Source organism: Flavobacterium sp. PLA-DH12 (assembly GCF_059511845.1).
The window spans coordinates 329,482-351,395 of the sequence record NZ_JCAMPD010000004.1; the positions used below are offsets into that span (position 1 = coordinate 329,482).

Here is a 21,914-nt window from a genome sequence, read left to right on the forward strand (position 1 = left end):
TAAACATGGTAATTCTGTAAGGCTCTTAAATAATAGTGAAAGAGGCGTGTAGTCTGTATTTTTTTAGGTTTAAAGGTTCAGAGTTACAAAGGCTCAAAGTATTCTAAAAAAAACCTTTGTTACTTTGTTACTCTGTCACTTTTAACCTTTATTTTCAATACCATTTTGCGTAATATTTCCGAGTAATAAATGCTATCGGAATTCCGACACAGCAGATTACAATCAATATGGAAAGCAAAAGCGGAAAATCTAAATTCTTTTCGGGTAAAACTGGAAACACAATCGGTAGGACAACAAGGTTCATTACAACCCAAATAAAGAAACCATAGGAGACTCCGGAGAGCAAAGTGTTTATTTTGAAAAAAGGGATATAAGGGAAAATCTTAAAATAAAACCAAGCAAAAATAAAAGCAATTAAGAAATGAAGTCCCAAACCCGCAAAAGTCATTTCTGCTCCGCCTGTGTATGCTTCTTTTTTAAAAATTCCGCTTGCTATAGACTGCAAAATTTTTTCGGCTGTTGTTTTATGAAGTATTACAGCATAAACCACAATAGCAGCAGTGATGTCTAATGTTCCTGCAACTAAACCCGATGAAACAATGGTCCTAACTTTTGATCTCATAAAAATAGTTTTAATTATACTGATCTATTGTTTTTTCATATACTCGTAAATTGATTGCAGTTGGCGTGTATGTCTCTGTGTATGCACAATGGCAAAATGAAGCCATTCGTAAATGGTAAAATGATCAAATCCTGGTACTTTCGTATCCATGCATACAAGCGTCAAATCGTAAGTTTCTGCGGCTTCAAATAAATCATTTTGTATTTTTTTGACAGAAGCCAGCAGCGTACCTTTTTCATAGTCGATAGCAGGAGGTTTTATGTTTTCAGGTGATTGGTATTTGGTAGTATAATCTAAAAATATAGCGTCGAGTCCTTTTACGTTTTCGTCAGGTTCTCTAGTGGTTTTCTCAGTTTTTCCTGCAAAAAGCATTGTCAAACCTGAGCACGCGAGAATGATATGCTGTACCGTTTGTCCTCCTGTCCAGCTTCCTTCGAAAGGAACAATATTAATTTCTTCTTTTGAAAAAGAAGAAATTAAATCACCTAGTTTACTGTAGGTTTCCAGTATGGTATTTTGAATTGCGCTTTTCATTTTTTTTTAATTTTAAAAATTAAAAATTCGATTGTATACCGATTGGTTTTAAAACCTCAGTACATTAAATCTGTGAAATTAAATTTATAGAATTAGGGGAAAATGATACTCCTTCAAATATACAATAAAAAATATTAAAATGCTATAAATCAAATATTTGTATATTGTTAATTTTTAAGGAAGTGCTTCGCAGAAATAGCCGTGCGAATTTAAAATGGAGATAATTTTTGTATTCGAAATGGAGGGTGCATGAATACGAAGGATTTTGTCGCAATCTTCTAAATCGAAGTTGATCGAACTATTTGGAAAATGCTCAAGAAGATTCTCAATGATAACTTGGCATTGAGATTCTTCCTGAACATTTGTTTTAAAAACTTCAACAATCATAAAGTTTTGATTTTTAGAGTGCTATGTTTTTATAACGCTGTATTCTATGATATGTTACATACGATACAATTAAAACTGCAAAAACGATTAAAGGAAAGAAGCCTTGAAAACCAATTCCGTCAACTGCAAAATGGCTTATTGATGCAAAAATAAAATCGAATGCAAATCCGGCATAAGCCCATTCTTTGATTCGTCCAGGGACTTGCGGAATGATTAGAGCTAAAACGCCAAGGATTTTAAATACAACTAAGGCATTTCCGAAATATTCGGGATAGCCAAGGTGTCTGATTCCTTCTTTGGCTAGTTCACTCTGAGAAGTTAATGCTGGCATAACGCCTTCAAATAAAAAAATAAGAATTGTAGTAATCCAGAAAATGATTTTGGTTGTTTTCATGGGGTATTTGTTTTTAAGTAGTTATTAGTTAATGTATTACAAATATACTATTCTTGTTTTTTTACAAAATACCTATTTATGACTATTTTGGGGGCATTTGGGACAAGATTCTGATTTTAGATTTTAGAATGTAGATTTTAGATTGAAAATAGTTCCCGCAGATTTGGCAGATTGAGCAGATTAGATTTTTAAGCAAGTGATAAATAATCTGCTCAATCTGCCAAATCTGCGGGAAACAAATCCTTTAATACTTTTTTAATCTGTGGCTTAAAAGTAAAATTTTGCGACTTCGCTCCCGATAACTATCGGGATTGCGAGAGAATTAATTAGCTGATTAATTGGAATTTGGATTTTAAAATTTGGAATTTACCTCAGTTGGTAATTCGTAATCGTAAACAAATCCTCAAAACCTAATCTTGTATATATGCCTTTTCCTAAAGCAGAAGCTTGCAGTTGCGCATATTCACAATCGGCGTCAATAGCTTCGTTGATGGCAAATTTCATGATTTCTTCTGCGGAACCTCTTTTTCGCATTTCGGGAATAACGCCAACACCGTGAATTCCCATTGTGTTTTCGGTCTGAAAAAGAGTCAGGGTTCCAATCGCTTTTCCTTCAAAATGAACTAAATAAAATTTAGCATTTTTGTAATTGTTAACTAAAGTTTCCTTACTGATTACATAACTAAAAGACAGCGGATAAATATCTGACCAAGTTTTGGCATCTTCTTCATTTAATACTCTTTTAAAAGTAAGATTGTTTTCAAGTGCGAATTTTTCTCGTAGTTTTAAGGCCATAGCTACAAGCTGAATTCGGATATGAAAGCCGTTTTTTTCGAAAATTTCTTTAGAATTGCTTCCAAAAATATCCCAATACGGAACAACCAATCCTGGTTTTTTCTCCATGATTTCCTGAATCAGCGGAAAATTTTCTTCAGTAATATCTTCTCTAGACCATAATCTATTTGGCCAGCCAGAGTTTTTGATTTGAGAAACCTCAAAAGGATCATTTTTATGATAGGAAAGAAGAGGAGTGGCAACGGTTTTCCAAAGAGTGGTTAGGTTGTCGATATTATCTTTGATGAGGTTTGTATGATCCATTTTTGACGTGTTTTAATTATAAAACAAAGATAATTTGGCTATTTCAAAAAAGCCTTTACATATGTTGATTTACAATTCTTTTTCCAGACTTTTTCTAATTCTGCTTAGCTGAGTTGGTGTAATGCCCAAATGCGAAGCGATATGCAATAATGGAACGCGATCTGCAATTGTAGGATGCCTCTCCAGAAGATTAAGATATCTTTCTGTTGCATTCTGCATGACTAAAGCGACTTCTCTTTGTTCTTTTTCAATAATCCAATTTTTTTCTAAGTATGCTATATAAAATGTTTTGAGATCATCATTTTCGCTAATCAACTTAGTATATTTTTTGTAATCAAGATTGATTAAAATGCAATCTTCTAAAGCTTCAATTGTAAAGTTAGAAGGAGTTTGCAAGATTGATGAAACTTTAGAGCATGCAAGTTTGTTTTCGAGGAAAAGGTTTTTGTTATAAAAATTTCCTTGTTCGTCTGTAATAAAAGTTCGTAAAATTCCTTTGGCAATATAATAAAGATTTTTGCAGACTTCTCCATTTTCTAGGAGTATTTCTCCTTTTTTGATTGTCTGAAAATGTGCCAAGCTTTCAATCAAATTCCAAGACTTTTGAGAAATTGGAGCGTAACTTTCGAAATATAATTTTAGATTGTTGAGGTATGTTTCTTTATTGAAAGTCATAGATTGTTTTGTTTTTGCCACGAAGGCGCTAAGGCACAAAGTTTACTGCCACGAATTTCACGAATTTTTGCGAATTATTTTTACAATTAGAAAGAAAAGAAATTAGTGAAAATTCGTGAGATTCGTGGCAAACAAAAAAACTTCGCGCCTTAGCGCCTTCGTGGCAGAAAATAAAAAACGCCATGAAACCCAAAGGTCTCACAGCGTTTTCATCTCAAAAAATAAATAATTAACGGGTAACGGGTATTATTTCCAGCCTCCGCCTAGTGCGCGATACAAATCTGTATTGGCTGTAAGTTGTTGTCTTTTGATATCAGCAAGTTCTAGTTCGCTTTGCAATAAATTTGCTTGTGCAGTTAAAACTTCAAGATATTCTGCTAAACCGTTTTTGAATAAAAGGTTTGCGTTTTTAATCGCTTGCTGTAATGTTTTTACTTTTTCTTTTAAGAAAGTTTCTTGCTGCTGTAATTTTTCTACTTTAACCAAAGCATCCGAAACTTCACTTACCGCAACCAAAACTTGTTGTCTAAAAGCTAAAACTGCTTTTTCTCTTTCCGCGACAGCGATATTGTATTGCGTTTTAAGTCTTTTGTTGTTTAAAAGCGGTTGTGTTAAACCTCCTGCAACAGTTCCAAACAAAGAAGCCGGAATGTTGAACCAATTGCTAGTTTCGAAAGAGTTTACACCGCCTTGAGCTGTAATTCTTAAAGCTGGATATAAATCAGCTTTTGTGATACCGACATTTGCGTTGGCCACTTTAAGAGCCAATTCAGCACTTTTTACATCAGGTCTTCTGCTTACTAATGAAGACGGAATTCCGATTGCGTTATTGTTTTTAACTTCAATAGCACTTAAACGAATTGTTCTTTCTTTAGAATCAGGAAACGAACCAGTCAATACACTTAAGGCATTTTCCTGAATTGCAATATTTTGTTCTAATAACGGAATCAATTGCGCTGAGTTTAATTTCTGTGCTTCAGATTGTTGAATCGCTAAAGTGGTTACCTGACCAGCGTCGTATTTTAATTTGATAATATTGGTTGTACTATCATTTAAACGAAGATTTTGTCTGGCAATATCCAATTGTGCATCCAACATTAAAAGATTATAATATCCTCTAGAAACATTAGCGACAATATTAGTCTGCAATGCTTTTTTTACTTCTTCAGATTGAAGATATCCTGCGTAAGCCCCTTTCTTTTGGTTTCTGATCTTTCCCCAAATATCAGCTTCCCAAGAAAGAGAAGCTCCAGCAGAATAGTCGTCAATATGTTTAGCGCCAATTGCCTGATTTAAGTTCAATCCCGTAAAACTATTGTCAGACGGATTGCTTGTACTTGCGTTTACAAACAAGTTAACCTGAGGTATATTCCCCCATTTTGATTGTGTAAAACGGTATTGCGCAATTTTGATGTTCTTTTCGGCAATCTGAAGGTCGTTGTTTCTTGCAACGGCACTGTCAATTAATTTTATAATATCTTTTTCTGTAAAGAAATTTTTCCACTCCACATCGGCAATACTAGTTGTATCACTCGAAACCGATGCATTCCTGAAATTCTCAGGAAATGCATCTTTTGGAGTTTCAATATCCTTTGAGACTTTACAGGATATTAAAGTCGTGATCAGAATGGCGAAGGTCACGATTTTGGTTATATGATTTTTCATTAGTCTTTTTATTAAATTTCTGTACAAGTATCTTTTCTGGTTTCTAGATCTCTAGAGATTCTGTACGATATATATCCGATGCCAAATATGATGGCGACAAGGATTGTTGTGATATAGTTTTCCATTTATTATTTTTCTTCGTTATGAATTACAGCAACTGGTTTCCCAGAAACCTTTTCTTGTAAATGTTGGAAGATGATGAATAATACCGGAATGATAAACAAACCTAGAATTACCCCTGAAATCATACCTCCGGCGGCACCAATACTAATAGAGTGGTTACCTTGAGCTGACGGTCCTGTGGCACTCATCATTGGCACTAAACCAACAATAAAAGCAAGAGACGTCATGATAATTGGTCGTAAACGTAATTTGGCAGCATCAATTGAAGCTCTAACTAACGCTTGTCCCGATTTTCTTTTCTGGACGGCAAATTCGACGATCAGAATGGCATTTTTGGCCAGAAGTCCAATAAGCATGACAAGAGCAACTTGTACGTAAATATTGTTTTCAATTCCAGTTAAGCCAATAGCAACGAATACTCCAAAAATACCTGCAGGGATTGACAAGATTACGGCCAAAGGCAAAATGTAACTTTCGTACTGTGCAGCAAGTAGGAAATAAACGAATATCAAACACAGTAAAAATATAGTTGCCGATTGTCCTCCTGACGAAATCTCCTCACGTGTTTGGCCCGAGAATTCAAACCCGTAACCTGCAGGTAATTGTTGTGCTGCTACTTCTTCAATTGCTTTAATGGCATCTCCTGAACTAAATCCTGGTTTCGGAATCGCATTAATCGAAATTGAATTAAACAAATTGTATCTAGAAGCGGTTTCAGAACCATAAATACGAGTCAGTTTTACTAAAGTATTTATTGGCACCATTTCGCCAGTCTTGTTTTTCACAAAAACTCTGTCAATTGCTGTTGGATCTGCTCTGTCTTCGATATCGGCCTGAACAACCACACGGTAATATTTACCAAATCGGTTAAAATCAGATGCTTGTGCACTACCAAAGTACGCTTGCATAGTTTGTAAAATGTCTTTTACATTAACACCCAATTGATTTGCTTTTTCGTCGTTAACCTCTAATTGCAACTGAGGATAATCAGCTTTGAAAGAAGTAAAAGCAACTGCAATTTCCGGACGTTTCATTAATTCGCCGATAAAGTTTTGAGAAATTCCACTGAATTTATCCAGTTTTCCTCCCGTTTTATCTTGAAGAACCAAATCTAAAGCCTCAACGTTGCTAAATCCAGGAACAGTTGGGAAACTGAACACGAAGAAACTTCCTCCAGAAATTCCGCCCAGTTTACCGCGAACCTGATTCATGATTTCGTCAATGTTTTTAATATTGCCTCGTTCTTCGTTTGGTTTAAGCAACACGAAAATTACGGCTGAAGATGGGCTTGTAGAATTCGTCAATAAGTTGAAACCTGAAATCGCTGTAACAAATCTTGAAGCGTCTAATGCTTTTAAAGTATTCTCAGCTTCGGTCATTACTTTTTGAGTTCCGTCCAATGATGTTCCAGATGGAGTATTTACTGCAATCGCAATAAATCCTTGATCTTCTGTTGGAATAAATCCTGCAGGAGTTGTTTTAACCATTACAACAGTTGCTACAACAATTAAAGCTAATCCGCCCATGCTTAACCATTTTCTTCTGATTAAGAATTTAATACCGCCAACATAACGGTTTGTCAACGATTCAAAACTGCTGTTGAAAGCCGTAAAGAATTTCTCTTTAAATCCTTTTTTCTGATAAGGTTCATTGTGATCGTGTGCCCCGTGATTATCTTTTAAGAATAATGCCGCAAGCGCCGGACTCAATGTTAAAGCATTTACTGCCGAAATTACAATTGCAATCGCCATCGTAAAGGCAAACTGACGATAGAAAACTCCTGTTGAGCCTTCCATAAAACCAACCGGCAGGAATACAGCAGCCATTACCAGCGTAATCGAGATAATAGCACCCGTTATTTCGTGCATTGCTTCATGGGTTGCGATTTTTGGAGACAGACGTTTATGCTCCATTTTCGCATGCACCGCTTCGACTACCACAATGGCATCATCGACCACAATACCAATCGCCAGAATTAATGCGAAAAGCGTTAAAAGGTTGATCGAAAATCCGAATAACTGCATGAAGAAGAACGTTCCTAAAATTGCTACAGGTACAGCAATAGCCGGGATTAATGTTGATCTAAAATCTTGCAAGAAGATAAATACCACAATAAATACCAGAATAAAAGCTTCTAATAATGTATGCTCAACTTGTTCGATAGATTGGTCAAGAGATACTTTTGTACTATAGAAAATATTGTGTTTGATACCTTTTGGAAAATCTTTAGAAGCCTTTTCCATCATTTTGTTAATGGCAATCTGAATGTCATTTGAGTTCGATCCAGCCAACTGAATAACCCCAATTACAATTCCTTTTTTACCATTTAAACGAGTTAAACTGTTATAAGAGTAAGCACCAAGTTCGACTCTCGCTACATCTTTTAAGCGAAGTACTGAGCCATCTGCATTAGAACGTATAGCAATATTTTCATAATCTTCTGGTTTGGTTAATTTCCCTTTGTATTTAATAACGTATTCAAAAACTTCTTTGCTTCGCTCTCCAAATTTACCCGGAGCCGCTTCCAAACTTTTGTCTTGAATCGCGCCCATAACTTCGCTTGGAGTTATTTTGTAAGTCGACATTTGCGTTGGATTTAACCAAACACGCATAGAGTAATCTTTTACACCACCAAAAATACTGGCAGAACCTACTCCTGGAATACGTTTTAGTTCCGGAATAATGTTAATCTGTGCATAGTTGGCAACAAATGTCTGATCGTATTTTGATTCATCATCAGTGTACATACCAATTGCCATGATGAAACTGTTTTGCTGTTTTGCCGTAACAATACCTTGCTGTACAACCTCGGCAGGAAGCTGGCTGGTTGCCTGAGCAACACGGTTTTGTACGTTTACCGCGGCCTGATCCGCATCAGTTCCTAGTTTAAAGAAAACTGTAATAGCCAAAGTACCGTCGTTACTAGCTGTAGAACTCATATAGGTCATGTTTTCTACACCATTTATAGATTCTTCTATAGAAGGTGCCACAGAACGTAAAACCGTTTCTGCGTTGGCTCCCGGATATACCGCCGTTACCAAAACCGATGGAGGCGCAATATCAGGAAACTGTTGTAAAGGCAGTTTAGTTAAACCCAATACTCCCAGAATTACCAATAAAATGGAAATTACGGTTGCCAGTACAGGTCTTTGTATAAATATTTTGAACATTGTCTTTTATAATTATTTTTGATTAGTTACTTCGGCAACTTTAGTTGATTTTTCAGGCTGAATCGCTTGTCCGTCCTGAAGTTTGTCAATACCGCTTAACACGATTTGGTCGCCAGTTTTTACACCTTCTTTAATTAAATAATTGGTACCGCTTTTACCTACAACTGTAATAGGCATTTTAGTTACTTTGTTGTCTTTGCCTACGGTGAAAACAAATACTTTGTCCTGCATTTCTACCGTCGCCGCTTGCGGAACTAAGATCGCATCGTCATGCTGTAATCCTAAACGGATTCTTCCTGTGTTTCCAGAACGTAATGTTCCGTTTGCATTTGGGAAAGTTGCTCTAATAGTGATCGCGCCTGTAGTTTTATCAAACTGACCGTCGACCATATCGATTTTTCCGGTTTGAGGATAAGCGTTGTTATCAGCCAAGATCAAAGTAACTGGAGGTAATTTTTTGATTTTATCACCAAGTGAATTTCCTTTGTATTGCTCTTTAAAGTTGATGAAATCGGTTTCACCCAAAGAGAAGTAAGCAAATACTTCGTGAACGTCAGATAAAGTTGTTAAAGCTTCAACATCAGTAGCAGAAACTAAACTTCCTTGTTTTTTTGGCAATCTTCCAATGTATCCGCTCACTGGAGCTGTTACGTTAGTGTATCCTAAATTAATTTTAGCAGAACCTACCATTGCTTTAGCCTGTTCGATGTTAGCAGCAGCAATTTTCTGAGAAGCTTTAGCTGTTTTTAATTGATAGTCAGAAACTACTTTGTTCTGTACTAACGGAGTCAATTTATCAACTTCTAAATTAGCATTGATCAAAGCCGCTTCTGCAGCATGAAGACTTGCTAATGCATTGTTTAACTGCTCACGGTACGGACGCTCATTGATTTTGAATAAAGTCTGTCCTTTACTTACATAAGCACCTTCATCAACATAAATTCTATCTAGGTTTCCGCTTACTTGTGGACGAATCTCAACATCAACAGTTCCTTGTATAGAAGCAGGATATTCAGCATCAGTAGTTGTATTGGCACTTGTGATTGCTAAAACTGGTAAAACCGGTGGTGGTGGAGCAGTAGGCGCCTGATTTTTGTCGGCACAGCTGCTTAATACTAAGGCCAGAATAAAACTGGTTATAATTACATTTTTCATTTTCATAGTGGTTTTAATTGGTTGAACATTTTCTCGGATAAAATTCTTTGGCATTCTGGCATTCTCGGGATTCATATTTAATTGAATTAAATTATCTAACGTTGTTAAGTAAAAGTGCGCAAATTTCCATACAGTAAGCCTTTCCAATTCTATTTCGAATCAGTATTAAATTATCTAACGTTGTTAAGTAAAAGCCTAAAAAAAGAGCTTTTATTACCTTTATTAAATTTTCTAACAGTGTTAAGCGAAAGTTATAAAAAAAAGGATTTTACATTATCCCGTTTAAATCATTTTACACTGTTAAGTAAAATTGAAAATTTTTTTTACTGTATAGATTTGATGATGCCAGTAATAGCATCCTTCAAAATCTGAGCATTTATTGTTTCTAAAATATCACTTTTGTTAATGATGTTGATGGCGATTAAACCATGGATAACAGAAAAGAAAGTAAAATATTTTTGTTTAATGATATCTTCACTAGGATTGCTGTCTTTCATAATTTCAGCAATAACACCAGTAAACAATTTGTAAGGTGCTTCCTGAGCCGAACATCGCTGTGCACAGCAAGTCATTTGAACACCAAACATAAGTTGATACATTTCAGTATTAGTAAAAGCGAAATCCCAATAAGTCATCCACATGGCTTCTAACTGATCTTCGGGTTTCTCAAACTTGTCTTTTGCAGTTTGCAACTCTTTAGCCAGTTTTAAAAAACCTTTGCCTGTCAGTTCTTCTAGTATTGCTTCTTTATTCGAAAAATATTCATAAATAATAGGAGCAGTATATTCGATTCTGTCGGCAATTTTACGCATACTCAAACCATTCCAGCCTTCATCTTTTACGATATCATAAGCAGCGCCAAGGATATTGTTCCTTGTCTCTTCTTTTTGTCTTAAAATTCGATCTTTGCTAGCCATTGTATTCAAGTATTAAATCGTTTAACACTGTTAGGCAAATGTATGGCAGATTTTCGAATTTCAAAATGTTTTTATCATAATATTTTCTTATCGTTCCATAGATGGATTAGGAAGCCTTGAATTTATTGAGGTTTTCGCTTTTAATATTTTTTAGAAGCACGACATTTTTCGTTTTTAAGAGCGTTTTCTCCCGCTCTACATTATATTTTTTGTGGTGAACCCCACCACAAAAAGATGTCATTTCGATCGGGGCTAGGAGAGAACATAAATTTTTTCATTAGAACTTTGTCAAAGTTTACCACAAAGTTTGTCATTTCTCGTTCCTCGAAATGACAAGATTGTGAAAAATCGATGATTTATTGATTACTTCATTCCGCGAACGTTCATTTCTATCGTATAAACACTTTTACCGGCAGTAATAAATAATGTTTTCAATTTTTTTCCTCCAAAACAAACATTAGCTGTCCAAGGTTCAGGAACATCAATATGAGCTATTTTTTCTCCTTGTGGATTGAATATGGTAACTCCTTTTCCGCATAAGTAAATATTTCCCGACTCGTCTATTGTCATTCCATCGGAACCTGATTCAGTAAAAAGCGTTTTTTTACTCAAAGAACCATTACTTTCGATTGTATAAGAGTACGTTTTATTACCTGCTATATCCGCAACGTATAAGGTTTTTCCATCCGATGTTCCAATAATGCCATTTGGTTTTACAAGATCATTCGCAACGTTGATAATTTTGGATTTATCCGCAGATAAATAGTAAACGCATTCTTTCTCAATTTCTTTAGAGGTATGTGTCCAATAATCTCTTTGGTAAAAAGGATCTGTAAAATAAATACCGCCTTTTGGATCAACCCAAAGATCATTAGGACCATTCAGCCTTTTTCCTTCAAAGTTGTTTAGTATTACAGTATAATTTTTGTTTTGGTCTATTTTCCAAAGTTCATTTTTTTCATCGGCGCAAGCCAAAAGATTGCCTGCGTGATCAAAATACATACCGTTGGCTCTTCCTGCATTTTCCATAAAAACAGAAAGTTTACCATTAACCGACCATTTCATGATTCTATTATTAGGCTGATCGGTAAAATAAATATTTCCTTTTTTATCAGCGGCAGGTCCTTCTGTAAAACTGAATTGATCGGATAGTTTTGTGAGAACTGCACCTTTTGCTATTATGGAATGGCTTTTTTCTTTTGATGTCTGAGCGCATATAAAATTTGTAAAAATTAAAGTAATAAGAAATAAAAAGTATGATTTTATTTTAGGTTGGAGTTGGTTCATTATAAAAGGGTTTAAATCTTGCTTTAGAAGCGTTTTTAAAAGTAATTTTTATTTTTGATATTCTGCAAAGGCTGGTTCAAATTTGCTCGTAGTTGAAGACTTTTTTTGCGTAACATTACAAAAAGAAATTACAAAATTTTTGTCAAGCTGAGCAAAGCCGAAGTCTTAATAATGATCGATAATTTTTATTTTAGGGGATATTTTTGTGGATTTTGTGAAGTATGAAAAACAGCATTTAAAAATACTGTCTTTGATAATTCATCAACAATGAAAAATGCCACATATGGAAATTTTTTAAATGGAAGATAGCGATAATTAGTATCGTGAAATTGATAAAAAGGATTTATCTGTAAGGCTTTGTAAACCTTTTTATAATCATTAAGAAAATCAAGGGCAACTTTTTGCTAACTTTTAAAATATAATATTCTAAGGCTTCTTCAATATTTGTTAATGCAATTGGAGAAACTATAATCTTATAATTCATATTTCTTTTTTAAATCGATACAAACAGAGTCAGCATCAGTGTAAAGATTTTTATCTGAAATAACTTGATCATTTAAGATATTTTGTTGTTCTTCAGATAAGTCATATGGTTTTACATTTGCTATCTCAAATTTGATCTTTAGCGCTTTCATAAAAGCTTTTACAGCTTCAATTTGAGAAGCATCTTCTGTATATGCTGTGATGTTAATTGCTTGCATGATATTAATTTACTAAAGTTGATCAACAAAGTTAAGACAAAAGTCTAATTTACATGTTAACTCTATAATTTATTTATTTCTTTGCAATTGCAAATTGCATTTTTTCGTAACATTACAATAAAAAAATGAAAACCCTGACCATCCTAAAAACCACAATTGCAGTTTTGTTCTTCCAGCAAACTTTTTCGCAGGAAACGAAAAAAGAAACTGCATCGCCACAATACACAATCGAAAACTGTGTCAATCATTTTGATATAAACAAAGCCACCAAAACCAAAGTGGGGTATCAATATTGGTTTGCCAATAAAGATTTCACTCAAGAAAATACTTTAAAAATGAGTATTGTCGAACCTGGAAAGTCGACGCACGCGCCACATCATCATCCTGAAGAAGAATTTTTCTATATTTTAGAAGGAACTGCCGAATTTTTTCTAGACGGAAAAACAGTTACAGCGGGTCCAAATACAAGTTTCTATTGTCCGCCTAATGCCGAACATGGAATTAGCAATGCGGGTAAAACAGATTTGAAATATTTGGTTATTAAAAAGGATTTGAGGTAAAAAATCTTTCTTAATGTTCTGTAAGAGCTACGCAAATGTCTCTGACTTTGCGCAGCTGTTCAAGAGGCTATTAAATATCTTGTTTACTTCAAAATGACAACCTCTTCGGGAATCATAAACAAAAGTGTGCAGCCAGTTCTAGAAAACACAGAATGCGTGCTTCCTGGAGGCATGTACAAATAATCGCCAGCTTTTAATTCGTCTTTTCCAGAGCGTACTTCGCCTTCTAGAACATAAATTTCCTCGCCAGCAGGATGCACGTGATTTGGGTACGATGCGCCGGGTTCAAATTTTAAAAGAAAAGTAGGAGGACGGTTAGTAGCGGCATCAAAGCGTAATACTTTGGCATAAATTCCGTCTGTTTTTACACCTTCTTCATGAAGAGGTTTCCATTCTAATTCATTGCTTTTTGTGATTTTAGTTTCCATAGTTATTCAAATTTAATTAGTTAATTTTTCAAAAGATATTCATCCAAACTCCATCGGTACTTGTCAGTGGTGGCTAAGAGAAAAGCGCCCATTGAAAAGACAAATACGGAATAATCAAGAGGGTTTTTTATTCCGAACGAATAAGTCATTGCCAATGCAAATAGGAAAGTTAAGATAGAAACGCCAATAGCCGTTTTTCTGGTCTGATATCCAATCAGCAGTAAAATAGCAAATAAGGTTTCCAGAAAAGTGCTGACAATTGCAATTGACGGAATGAAACTTTTTGGTAAAAAAGAATTTACTTGTTGTGTGTACCCCAGAAAATTTTCCCATCCCGAAGATTGTTTCCCAAGTAAACCCAACCGACTCGAAACGGCAGATAAAAATCCAATTGCCATTGCGATTCGTAAAAGCAAAATGGCATAATCCTGATATCTTTTCATGAACTATTTTATTAGTAATTAATGAGATACAAAGATCAGACAGCAGTGCTTTTTAAAGAATAGAGAATCTTGGAAAAAGCATGTAATTATGCTTGAAGTCAAAAAGTCTTTTGACTAATATAAAGTACTATTTGTCATTTCGACGAAGGAGAAATCTTCACAAGTGGCTCCGTTTCTAAAAGCCAATCTTTGTGGAGCTTCTCACGAAGATTTGCTTTGCCTGTTCGCTATTGCTCGGGTCTCCTTCGTCGAAATGACATAAAATGAGATAAAACTTTGCAAATCTGTGACTTTGTGAGCAATTTTCTGCGTTCAACAAAACAATCGTTACAATTGAACAACTTTCTCCTTGTAAGATTTCGGAGAAATATTTGTGTGTTTTTTAAAGAAGTTCGAAAAATAAAAAGGATCATTAAAGCCCAAAGCATAAGCCGTTTCTTTTACCGATAATTTCTCGTAGGTAAACAAACGTTTTGCTTCAGAAATTATTAGTCCGAAGATGATATTTTGTGCTGTTTTATTGCAATGCAGTTTAGAGAGTTCGTTTAATTTGGCTTCGGTTGTACCGATTAAATTGGCAATTTCATTTACCGAAAGATTTTTGTCAAAATTACCGCGAATGGCTTCCAGAAAATGAAGAAACAAAGCGTCTGGTTTGTAGATTTCTTCTCCTAGTTTTATTTTAGAACGATTGATTTCGACTAAAATTAATTGAATTCTAGAATGAATAGAAATGAGGTATTGATACGGTTTTTGGGCAATTTCCTGCTGAATAAGCTCTAAAGCATCAACAACCAATTTGTCGTCATCTACTTTTATCACTTCATTCATTGCAAAATGACAGAATAAGCTGTTGTGGAAAATCAACTCAATGTCATTATCATTTTTGCAGAAAAAATCATAGGTAAATTCGAGAACAAATCCGACTGCATTTTTGCTGTTTTTTATAAAATGAATTTGACCCGAGGTTATAGTTAAGACTGAATTTCTTGTGATTAGATATTCGTTTTCATCTACCGAAAGGGTTATCTCGCCAGATGTGCAAAATAAAAGCACATATTTTAATACACGTCTAGGATGTTTTAAATCTTCTGCTTGTTCAAACGTCTTTATTTCAATCATTTGTTTTTGAATTTAAACGCAATCCCGATAGCTTTCGGGAGCTCAGATTTTGTAAAGTTATGCATTTAAAGGAATTGTTTTTCTCTCTTTATAACATTAATCAATATGTTTTTCAAAGTAATTAGAAGCCATTTCTAGAATTGACTCTTTTGTAGTAAAATTGTACTTAACTCCATCATTGAGTGTATAAGAATCTCCCATCTTTGGATCATACTGCTTTCCGTCTACATGAAATGATTCTAGAACAGAAAACCAGAGATTGCGATGTTGATCTTTGAAATAAAACTGATCCCGATTTGAAATGACTAGGATTGTCCCATTATCATTGTCAAGAATCGAAAAATTGTTGCTGTCCACATCTCCCAAAATGGTAATATTGGTATTGAATTTTTTGGACAGCAGTGCTGCAAGTTTCTTTGTTGGTGGCATAAGAAGTGGTATTTAATTTGTCTTGAGGACAGTAAATTTAGAACCTCAAATTTGATCAAAACAGCCCCTAAAAGTTTTTTTTGTATTAAAATAAGGTTTTTTAATTTAGCGATTTGAGTGAAGCTTTTAATTCTTATTTCGACTAAAGGCAAATGTTTCAAATTTTTTGTTTTTTATTCGTTCGCTATAATTTTAATGTTATCAAATAAATAATGAAAGCAAGCAGTAGTGATCCAATTCCAACTAGTAATATAGGATCGACTTTATCAAAAAGTTTAGGTTTTTTAGGAAGAGAATATACGATGGCCGTTAAAATTGACAATGAAAACAAAATCAGAAAAATCCTTTTTCCTCCTCCAGTATCTTCTTCATTTCTGCATCTAAGATTGAGGTATTCTTTCTCATTTTTGATCAGCGAATGAATTTCACAAGAATTTTGCGTATTAAAATCATCCAAATCATCTTTTAAAATAGCAATTGAGATGGTATCTCCTGTTTTTATTTCATTTATAACTTCTTTATCATTAACACAACGATAGTCATAACTAGCAATCTCGAAAGTGCTTTGATTATTAATGCAGTTAAATTCTATCCATTTTCTGCTTCTTTTTCCTTTTCTTTCTTTGAATTTTGGAGCGTTCAAAATGATCAGGTTTTCATAAACTTCAAGATCTGACTGTTCTATGGCATAACTTCCACTTATGACTTTGATAAAAAAATAAGTTCCGAAAATGAGACATAATACAGATACAACCAAATAACCTTTTTGCTTTTCTTCCCAATCACTAATGCTGTCAATCATATTAAAGTTTGCGAGATTTTGTATTCAAAAATAGGAATATTTTTTGTCGAGATTTTGGTTTTAGAATTGTTTGTATTTACAAGCGAAACTCTCGCGACCAGACGTTTTTATCTTTTTATAATTTTTTGAGTATGTTTTTTATTTGAAGAAAATGCCTTAATAATATACATGCCCGAAGTCAGCTGTTGAGTATTAATTTGGTTGGTTTTTTGGTTTTGTTCTAGTACTATCTTACCGTTCATATCAGTAATTGTAATTTTGTCAATTGGTTCTCCATTTTGAGATTCAAAATTTAATACCGAAGAAACAGGATTTGGATAAGTAATAAAATAATCAGATTTGAATTCATCTACAGATAAATGATCTGCTGCCAATTTAACAATCCATCCATCAGCCGATCCTTTTAAGTTGGTAACATCTCCATTATTTGAAAAAGTATATCCTGCCATAATATAGCTCCCATCATTATTCTGGATAATTGATTCTATACGATCAGAACTGTTTCCGCCAATATTTTTTTGCCATTGTAAACTCCCAGTTTGACTTATTTTTACAATCCAAGCATCAGACGCGCCTTTGTTTTCTGTTAGATCGTTATCTAAAGAAGAAGATGATGCTGTAAAAACATAACCTCCATCAGAAGTTGGAGCAATATCAGTTCCTTCATCATTTGCAGTTCCGCCAAAAACTTTTTGCCATTCTATAGCTCCCGAAACATTAATTTTTACAACCCAAACGTTACCGCTTGTATCATTAGAAGTTACATCTCCATCTGTTGATACCGTGCTTCCAATAGCAATAAAACCGCCATCAGGAGTTAATGATATAGATTTAAAATTATCAGTTTTACTTCCGCCGTATGTTTTTTGCCAATCTATATTTCCTAAATCATTTAGTTTAACAATCCAACCATCAGAATATCCTTTGTTTATTGTGACATCTCCATCAGCAGATCCACTCATTCCGCATAAAATAAAACCGCTGTCAGTAGTTTGTTTAATGCTATAAGCATATTCATCTTGTGTACCTCCTAAGGTCTTCTGCCATGTTATATTTCCTTGTGTATTTAGTTTTACAACCCATATATCATATGCATTCGTAGTGCCATTACTGTGCAGACCACTAACATCACCATCGTTAGAAATGCTGTTTCCTACAACAATATATCCTCCGTCTGTTGTTTGCGAAATGCTATAAGATCTTTCTGTTATTGATCCTCCTAATGATTTCTGCCACTCTATAACACCTAGCGAATTCAATTTTACAATCCAGTAATCACCACTAGTATAAGTTCCATGATTAAAGGTGGCATCTCCATCATTAGATTCTGAATATCCTGTTACAATATAACCTCCATCATTGGTCTGCTGTACACAATCTGCATAATCTTGTTTTGAGCCGCCGTATGTTTTCTGCCATTCGGTTACTAGATTTGAATTCAGTTTTACAATCCACGCGTCATATTCTCCTTTGTTTATTGTTAAGTCTCCATCGTTTGAACTTGTTGCGCCAGCTACAATATAGCCTCCGTCTGAAGTTTTCTTTATGTTGCTAAAGCTTTCAGTTTTTGTTCCTCCAAAGCATTTTTGCCATTCAATTGTAGGCGCCTGTGCATATATGTGTAGTGATAATGGAAATATAAAAGAAAGGAGTAATCTTTTTTTCATAGCAAATGGGGTGGTTTTTTGGTTAGATTTTGTTAGTATTATTTGTAATTAATATAGTGGTTACGACAAATATATTATTTTTTGATTTTGATTGATGATGTGTCTTTTGCTTGTGAAACGGAACAAAAAAAGAACAATTCATCTCAAACCAAAGTAGAACAGCTCTTTAAACTAATTTTTAAATTTGTGTTTCTAAAGAGCTGTATAGTTTTTGTAGTATTTTAACTTGATTGCTTTATTGTTCATGAGCGAGACGCCTATGCTAGATTGGCGATTTAGATTGCAGGGCTTCGACAACGCTCAGCTTGACAAATGTTTAATGTTCTTTTGCGTACAGTTTGTCATTTCGACCGAAGAGAGAAATCTCCACAAGTAGCTCGACAAAGATTGGCGATTTAGATTACGGGGCTTCGACAACGCTCAGCCTGACAAATGTTTAATGTTCTTTTGCGTACAGTTTGTCATTTCGACCGAAGAGAGAAATCTCCACAAGTAGCTCGACAAAGATTGGCGATTTAGATTGCGGGGCTTCGACTTCGCTCAGCCTGACAAATGTTTCATGTTTTTTTACGTATAGTTTGTCTATTGGTTTAGTTTGTCATTTCGACCGAAGGGAGAAATCTCCACAAGTAGCTCGACAAAGATTGGCGATTTAGATTACGGGGCTTCGACTTCGCTCAGCCTGACAAATGTTTCATGTTTTTTTACGTATAGTTTGTCTATTGGTTTAGTTTGTCATTTCGACCGAAGGGAGAAATCTTCACAAGTAGCTCTACAAAGATTGGCGATTAAAATTGTGGAGTTTCTCGCGAAGATTTCTCCTTACGTCGAAATGACAAAAATGCGATAAATACCTGCTGAAATATAGATTTCTTATATTTGATAAAACGAATATATTTATTGAAAGAAAAATCTTTCTTTTTAAAATAGTTTTCTCTACATTTGAAGTTCCTAAAAAAATTACGACTTTAAATTTGAGCAAGATTTGCCCTTGTATTATGTGTACGGTATCGGAAACGACCGTAAACGCCGTCGTAAGCGTTAGGAACACTAAGATGCAAGGGTTTTTATATTCCTAATATTACGACATTATGAGTACAAAAAACACCCTTTCCAAAGAAGCCGAAACAAGGCTGATTGATTTTTTTAACCATATTATAGATCCCGAAGATATGGCTAAAATCTTAAGACAAGTAAATTGCATTTTAGCTCTCGGCGTAATGCGACAACACGAAACCCTCCAAATTGGACTAACCAATTTTGAAGACAATTATTATTGGCTCAATGAATTGGCGGAGATTTTGAATCCTTATTTGAGTGAGGAGTAAGGTTAATGAAATGGAAAACTTCGATTTTTAGATGAATCGAGGTTTTCTATTAATTCCTACCACAGTTTGTTCAATAGCTAAAAGATAATGCCGACATGGACATTTTTTATACTACTTCTTCCACAATATTCATCATCATATTGTAATGTCCTTCGTGTTTTGTTAATATAAAAATATCTTTAAAAACTTTTTTATATGTTTCTATCGTTCTGTGTTGCAGTTCTATATATAAATCATCATTTATACTGTGTGAACCGTCATTTATCCATGATATTAAGGAACGACAAATTTCTTGTTCTTCTTTTGTTTCAAATTTGAGAATTAAATCATCGTCACCATATTTACCAAGCAGTTTAAAGTAATTTTCAATTATTCTACGCATTACATTTTGTATTGTCAAAGTCGATTTTGCTTCATCACTTTTCAGTTCTTGCCATAAAAGTTCATAAGATGATTGGATTGGATTATTCATTTCAAAATTTTGCAAACTTGTTACATTGTCGTTCTTTCTCAAAATCCAAAAAGAAGTTTTGTTGCAAGTTTTTGTTCTTCCATCAATAAAGGAAACTTCTTTGTGAAAATAAACATTGTGAGTTAATAAGATTAATTGTTTTACGTTTCCAATGTCTGCCTTTATATTTTTGATAATATCTTTTATAAGTGTACTGACCACAAATAGGACATTACTATCTAAACTAGAAATTGGGTCGTCAATTACTAAAATTCTTTCGTTGTTTACTTCTTCCTCTGAAACACCACCTTTTGTCAATTGCAAGTAATACAGAAAAGTTATAAATGTAATTTCTCCTTCACTTAGTGTTGTTTCTGCAATAGAGCCATCTTCACGTTGAATTTGATAAAATGCTTCTTCTTGTGTAGGGACAATTTCAAAATTTAAAAAACCATAGGATTTTAAAATTCTGTTTATTTCATCAATAGTAGGTTGGATACTTGTAACATTCTTATTAAGAAGTTTTATTTCAGCATCTAACTTTCTATATTCATCTTGTTTTGCTTTATGTTGTGTTTCTAAATTAGTAATCCCTTTTTCTAAACCATCTTTTTTATTATTGAATATTGTTATATCAGGTCTGTATTCTTCAATTAAAAATTTCCAGATAGATTTGATTAGGTTATTTTTTTCGTTTGAATAATTTATTACAATATCGTTATGCTTCTTGATTTCATCATTTGCTTCATTTATTACTTTTATGAGCAAATCGGATTGCTCTTTTATTGAAATTAATTCAATACTTCTACTTGGCTCTTTAATCTTATTATTTAGATATTCGTTGTTTGCCGTATTTTGACTAATCAAAGTCTTCAAATAAGCTGAAAATTTATCTATATCTAGTTTTGTGTTTTTTATAACTCTTTGGTTTGTTTCAATGCCATTTAATAAGTTTGTAATGTTTAGAATTAGATTATTATATTCTTGTTTTAACTCGTTGATTAGAGTAATGTCATTTAAATATGTCTCATTAAAATAGCTTTCAATTTGTAGTTTAAAATCGTCAGTTATAGTTTCTTCTTGGCAAAACGGACAAGTTTTGTCTTCAATAAATTTTCTACCTTGATTAACCCAATCATTTATATTTAGTCGCTGAATTAATTTAGCAATGTCAACATCGGCTTTGCCGACAATGATTTTTTTCCATATTTCGTTCCTCTCAATTTCAATGACTCTATCAAATGAAATTTGACTTATTTCATCTATCCTTTGTGGTTGCTCGCCAAATATAGTTTTTGATTTTTCTTTTAAACTTTCAAGTGTTTCTAACTGAACATTATTCTCTGAGAATTCTTGTAAAATTTTATTTTTAAAAGGCTCTTTTTGATGCGAACCATAAGCTTCTTTGAAAACATTTTCGTATTTCTTGTAAACTTTTGTCCAACTTATTTCTTTAAAATCATTTTCTAATTTTTCCTTCTCTACTTTTTGTTTATCTAATGTTTCTCGTTTTTGTATTCCATCGGTTTTAATAATTTTAAGATCTATTATTTTTGCTTCAATTTCTTTTATTTGCTCAGCAGTTGCTTCACCAAGCGTAAATACTCCGTTTAGTTTTCCCTTTCCAAAATTTCGTTCTCTAAATTCTGTGTTATATACCAATGTTTTTAGTGGTAAGCCGTTTTGCCACGTCAAAGAACAATTATTAAATTTTGGATCTGTATTATCATGAATTAAGTTGGAAATCGTAGTTTTTCCACAGCCGTTTGCTCCATAAATAAAATTAACTTTTTTTAAGTTTTCAATTTTTACTCCAAGATTGTTATAAGTAGCTACATTTGTTATGTCAATTTGTGTTATCATATTTTGTCAGTCTTAGGTAGTGCAAATTGTAAGCTTTTCGGTCAATTTGTAAATAGTCAGATAAATACTTTCTTTATAGTCTATATTTTGGAT

General features: G+C 33.8%; 21 protein-coding genes. 2 read left to right on the plus strand and 19 right to left on the minus strand.

The genetic code is table 11. The annotated features are described in order from the left end of the window. Window positions 1–154: 154 nt before the first annotated feature. The 12 genes from AC5ZCW_RS10095 to AC5ZCW_RS10150 all read right to left on the minus strand — a co-directional run bounded on the left by AC5ZCW_RS10095 (window position 155) and on the right by AC5ZCW_RS10150 (window position 12,728). Window positions 155–622: a DUF1440 domain-containing protein gene (locus AC5ZCW_RS10095; protein WP_496119519.1), complete on the minus strand. Its 468-nt coding sequence runs from the start codon at window positions 620–622 to the stop codon at window positions 155–157. Window positions 623–646: 24 nt separating this feature from the next. After that, the gene (locus AC5ZCW_RS10100) at window positions 647–1,156 is read right to left on the minus strand and encodes a DinB family protein (RefSeq protein ID WP_496119521.1); all 510 of its coding nucleotides are present in this window, start codon (window positions 1,154–1,156) and stop codon (window positions 647–649) included. Between the two features lie 174 nt (window positions 1,157–1,330). After that, window positions 1,331–1,543, minus strand: coding sequence for a hypothetical protein (locus AC5ZCW_RS10105; RefSeq protein ID WP_496119523.1), 213 nt, complete (start codon window positions 1,541–1,543; stop codon window positions 1,331–1,333). 13 nt (window positions 1,544–1,556) lie between these two features. After that, complete coding sequence (locus AC5ZCW_RS10110) at window positions 1,557–1,937, minus strand: DoxX family protein (protein ID WP_281633090.1); 381 nt, start codon at window positions 1,935–1,937, stop codon at window positions 1,557–1,559. 366 nt (window positions 1,938–2,303) lie between these two features. After that, window positions 2,304–3,035 carry a GNAT family N-acetyltransferase gene (locus AC5ZCW_RS10115; protein WP_496119525.1) on the minus strand — a complete coding sequence of 244 codons (732 nt, stop codon included), beginning with the start codon at window positions 3,033–3,035 and terminating at the stop codon, window positions 2,304–2,306. 69 nt (window positions 3,036–3,104) lie between these two features. Beyond that, window positions 3,105–3,710 (minus strand): Crp/Fnr family transcriptional regulator, encoded by a 606-nt coding sequence (locus AC5ZCW_RS10120; protein WP_496119527.1) that lies wholly within the window; start codon window positions 3,708–3,710, stop codon window positions 3,105–3,107. A gap of 246 nt (window positions 3,711–3,956) precedes the next feature. Beyond that, the gene (locus tag AC5ZCW_RS10125) at window positions 3,957–5,375 is read right to left on the minus strand and encodes a TolC family protein (protein ID WP_496119529.1); all 1,419 of its coding nucleotides are present in this window, start codon (window positions 5,373–5,375) and stop codon (window positions 3,957–3,959) included. A gap of 128 nt (window positions 5,376–5,503) precedes the next feature. Beyond that, window positions 5,504–8,668 (minus strand): efflux RND transporter permease subunit, encoded by a 3,165-nt coding sequence (locus AC5ZCW_RS10130; protein WP_496119531.1) that lies wholly within the window; start codon window positions 8,666–8,668, stop codon window positions 5,504–5,506. 12 nt (window positions 8,669–8,680) lie between these two features. Further along, a complete protein-coding gene (locus tag AC5ZCW_RS10135) occupies window positions 8,681–9,898 on the minus strand; it encodes an efflux RND transporter periplasmic adaptor subunit (protein WP_496119533.1) in 1,218 nt (405 codons plus the stop codon). 248 nt (window positions 9,899–10,146) lie between these two features. Further along, window positions 10,147–10,740, minus strand: a complete 594-nt coding sequence (locus tag AC5ZCW_RS10140; RefSeq protein ID WP_111377152.1) for a TetR/AcrR family transcriptional regulator — start codon at window positions 10,738–10,740, stop codon at window positions 10,147–10,149. Window positions 10,741–11,103: 363 nt separating this feature from the next. Then, window positions 11,104–12,027 carry an SMP-30/gluconolactonase/LRE family protein gene (locus tag AC5ZCW_RS10145; RefSeq protein ID WP_496119535.1) on the minus strand — a complete coding sequence of 308 codons (924 nt, stop codon included), beginning with the start codon at window positions 12,025–12,027 and terminating at the stop codon, window positions 11,104–11,106. A gap of 473 nt (window positions 12,028–12,500) precedes the next feature. Further along, on the minus strand, window positions 12,501–12,728 hold the full coding sequence (locus AC5ZCW_RS10150; protein ID WP_496119537.1) for a DUF2683 family protein: 228 nt from the start codon (window positions 12,726–12,728) through the stop codon (window positions 12,501–12,503). Window positions 12,729–12,853: 125 nt separating this feature from the next. Here AC5ZCW_RS10150 and AC5ZCW_RS10155 point away from each other — a divergent pair, with 125 nt between their 5' ends. Next, window positions 12,854–13,288, plus strand: a complete 435-nt coding sequence (locus AC5ZCW_RS10155; protein ID WP_496119539.1) for a cupin domain-containing protein — start codon at window positions 12,854–12,856, stop codon at window positions 13,286–13,288. A gap of 83 nt (window positions 13,289–13,371) precedes the next feature. Here AC5ZCW_RS10155 and AC5ZCW_RS10160 read toward each other — a convergent pair whose 3' ends face one another. From AC5ZCW_RS10160 to AC5ZCW_RS10185, 6 genes are all read right to left on the minus strand, one after another. After that, entirely contained in the window at window positions 13,372–13,716 is a 345-nt protein-coding gene (locus tag AC5ZCW_RS10160) for a dimethylsulfonioproprionate lyase family protein (protein WP_281633078.1), read from the minus strand. Window positions 13,717–13,736: 20 nt separating this feature from the next. Next, window positions 13,737–14,159 carry a DoxX family protein gene (locus tag AC5ZCW_RS10165; protein ID WP_496119541.1) on the minus strand — a complete coding sequence of 141 codons (423 nt, stop codon included), beginning with the start codon at window positions 14,157–14,159 and terminating at the stop codon, window positions 13,737–13,739. Window positions 14,160–14,486: 327 nt separating this feature from the next. Then, window positions 14,487–15,281 carry a helix-turn-helix domain-containing protein gene (locus AC5ZCW_RS10170; RefSeq protein ID WP_343543702.1) on the minus strand — a complete coding sequence of 265 codons (795 nt, stop codon included), beginning with the start codon at window positions 15,279–15,281 and terminating at the stop codon, window positions 14,487–14,489. Window positions 15,282–15,377: 96 nt separating this feature from the next. Further along, complete coding sequence (locus tag AC5ZCW_RS10175) at window positions 15,378–15,710, minus strand: hypothetical protein (RefSeq protein ID WP_496119543.1); 333 nt, start codon at window positions 15,708–15,710, stop codon at window positions 15,378–15,380. A 184-nt stretch (window positions 15,711–15,894) separates the two neighbouring features. Next, window positions 15,895–16,512: a hypothetical protein gene (locus AC5ZCW_RS10180; RefSeq protein WP_496119545.1), complete on the minus strand. Its 618-nt coding sequence runs from the start codon at window positions 16,510–16,512 to the stop codon at window positions 15,895–15,897. 107 nt (window positions 16,513–16,619) lie between these two features. Further along, window positions 16,620–18,179 carry a T9SS type A sorting domain-containing protein gene (locus AC5ZCW_RS10185; RefSeq protein WP_496119547.1) on the minus strand — a complete coding sequence of 520 codons (1,560 nt, stop codon included), beginning with the start codon at window positions 18,177–18,179 and terminating at the stop codon, window positions 16,620–16,622. Window positions 18,180–19,270: 1,091 nt separating this feature from the next. Here AC5ZCW_RS10185 and AC5ZCW_RS10190 point away from each other — a divergent pair. Further along, a complete protein-coding gene (locus tag AC5ZCW_RS10190) occupies window positions 19,271–19,507 on the plus strand; it encodes a hypothetical protein (protein ID WP_111367063.1) in 237 nt (78 codons plus the stop codon). Between the two features lie 106 nt (window positions 19,508–19,613). Here the strand turns inward: AC5ZCW_RS10190 and AC5ZCW_RS10195 are convergent, their stop codons facing one another. Further along, the gene (locus tag AC5ZCW_RS10195; protein ID WP_496119549.1) at window positions 19,614–21,821 is read right to left on the minus strand and encodes an AAA family ATPase; all 2,208 of its coding nucleotides are present in this window, start codon (window positions 21,819–21,821) and stop codon (window positions 19,614–19,616) included. Window positions 21,822–21,914 lie beyond the last annotated feature (93 nt).

Excerpts from the sequence above, each read along its gene's own strand:
- AC5ZCW_RS10095 (WP_496119519.1), bottom strand. The coding sequence starts at position 622 with ATGAGATCAAAAGTTAGGACCATTGTTTCATCGGGTTTAGTTGCAGGA.
- AC5ZCW_RS10100 (WP_496119521.1), bottom strand. The coding sequence starts at position 1,156 with ATGAAAAGCGCAATTCAAAATACCATACTGGAAACCTACAGTAAACTA.
- AC5ZCW_RS10105 (WP_496119523.1), bottom strand. The coding sequence starts at position 1,543 with ATGATTGTTGAAGTTTTTAAAACAAATGTTCAGGAAGAATCTCAATGC.
- AC5ZCW_RS10110 (WP_281633090.1), bottom strand. The coding sequence starts at position 1,937 with ATGAAAACAACCAAAATCATTTTCTGGATTACTACAATTCTTATTTTT.
- AC5ZCW_RS10115 (WP_496119525.1), bottom strand. The coding sequence starts at position 3,035 with ATGGATCATACAAACCTCATCAAAGATAATATCGACAACCTAACCACT.
- AC5ZCW_RS10120 (WP_496119527.1), bottom strand. The coding sequence starts at position 3,710 with ATGACTTTCAATAAAGAAACATACCTCAACAATCTAAAATTATATTTC.
- AC5ZCW_RS10125 (WP_496119529.1), bottom strand. The coding sequence starts at position 5,375 with ATGAAAAATCATATAACCAAAATCGTGACCTTCGCCATTCTGATCACG.
- AC5ZCW_RS10130 (WP_496119531.1), bottom strand. The coding sequence starts at position 8,668 with ATGTTCAAAATATTTATACAAAGACCTGTACTGGCAACCGTAATTTCC.
- AC5ZCW_RS10135 (WP_496119533.1), bottom strand. The coding sequence starts at position 9,898 with ATGAATCCCGAGAATGCCAGAATGCCAAAGAATTTTATCCGAGAAAAT.
- AC5ZCW_RS10140 (WP_111377152.1), bottom strand. The coding sequence starts at position 10,740 with ATGGCTAGCAAAGATCGAATTTTAAGACAAAAAGAAGAGACAAGGAAC.
- AC5ZCW_RS10145 (WP_496119535.1), bottom strand. The coding sequence starts at position 12,027 with ATGAACCAACTCCAACCTAAAATAAAATCATACTTTTTATTTCTTATT.
- AC5ZCW_RS10150 (WP_496119537.1), bottom strand. The coding sequence starts at position 12,728 with ATGCAAGCAATTAACATCACAGCATATACAGAAGATGCTTCTCAAATT.
- AC5ZCW_RS10155 (WP_496119539.1), top strand. The coding sequence starts at position 12,854 with ATGAAAACCCTGACCATCCTAAAAACCACAATTGCAGTTTTGTTCTTC.
- AC5ZCW_RS10160 (WP_281633078.1), bottom strand. The coding sequence starts at position 13,716 with ATGGAAACTAAAATCACAAAAAGCAATGAATTAGAATGGAAACCTCTT.
- AC5ZCW_RS10165 (WP_496119541.1), bottom strand. The coding sequence starts at position 14,159 with ATGAAAAGATATCAGGATTATGCCATTTTGCTTTTACGAATCGCAATG.
- AC5ZCW_RS10170 (WP_343543702.1), bottom strand. The coding sequence starts at position 15,281 with ATGATTGAAATAAAGACGTTTGAACAAGCAGAAGATTTAAAACATCCT.
- AC5ZCW_RS10175 (WP_496119543.1), bottom strand. The coding sequence starts at position 15,710 with ATGCCACCAACAAAGAAACTTGCAGCACTGCTGTCCAAAAAATTCAAT.
- AC5ZCW_RS10180 (WP_496119545.1), bottom strand. The coding sequence starts at position 16,512 with ATGATTGACAGCATTAGTGATTGGGAAGAAAAGCAAAAAGGTTATTTG.
- AC5ZCW_RS10185 (WP_496119547.1), bottom strand. The coding sequence starts at position 18,179 with ATGAAAAAAAGATTACTCCTTTCTTTTATATTTCCATTATCACTACAC.
- AC5ZCW_RS10190 (WP_111367063.1), top strand. The coding sequence starts at position 19,271 with ATGAGTACAAAAAACACCCTTTCCAAAGAAGCCGAAACAAGGCTGATT.
- AC5ZCW_RS10195 (WP_496119549.1), bottom strand. The coding sequence starts at position 21,821 with ATGATAACACAAATTGACATAACAAATGTAGCTACTTATAACAATCTT.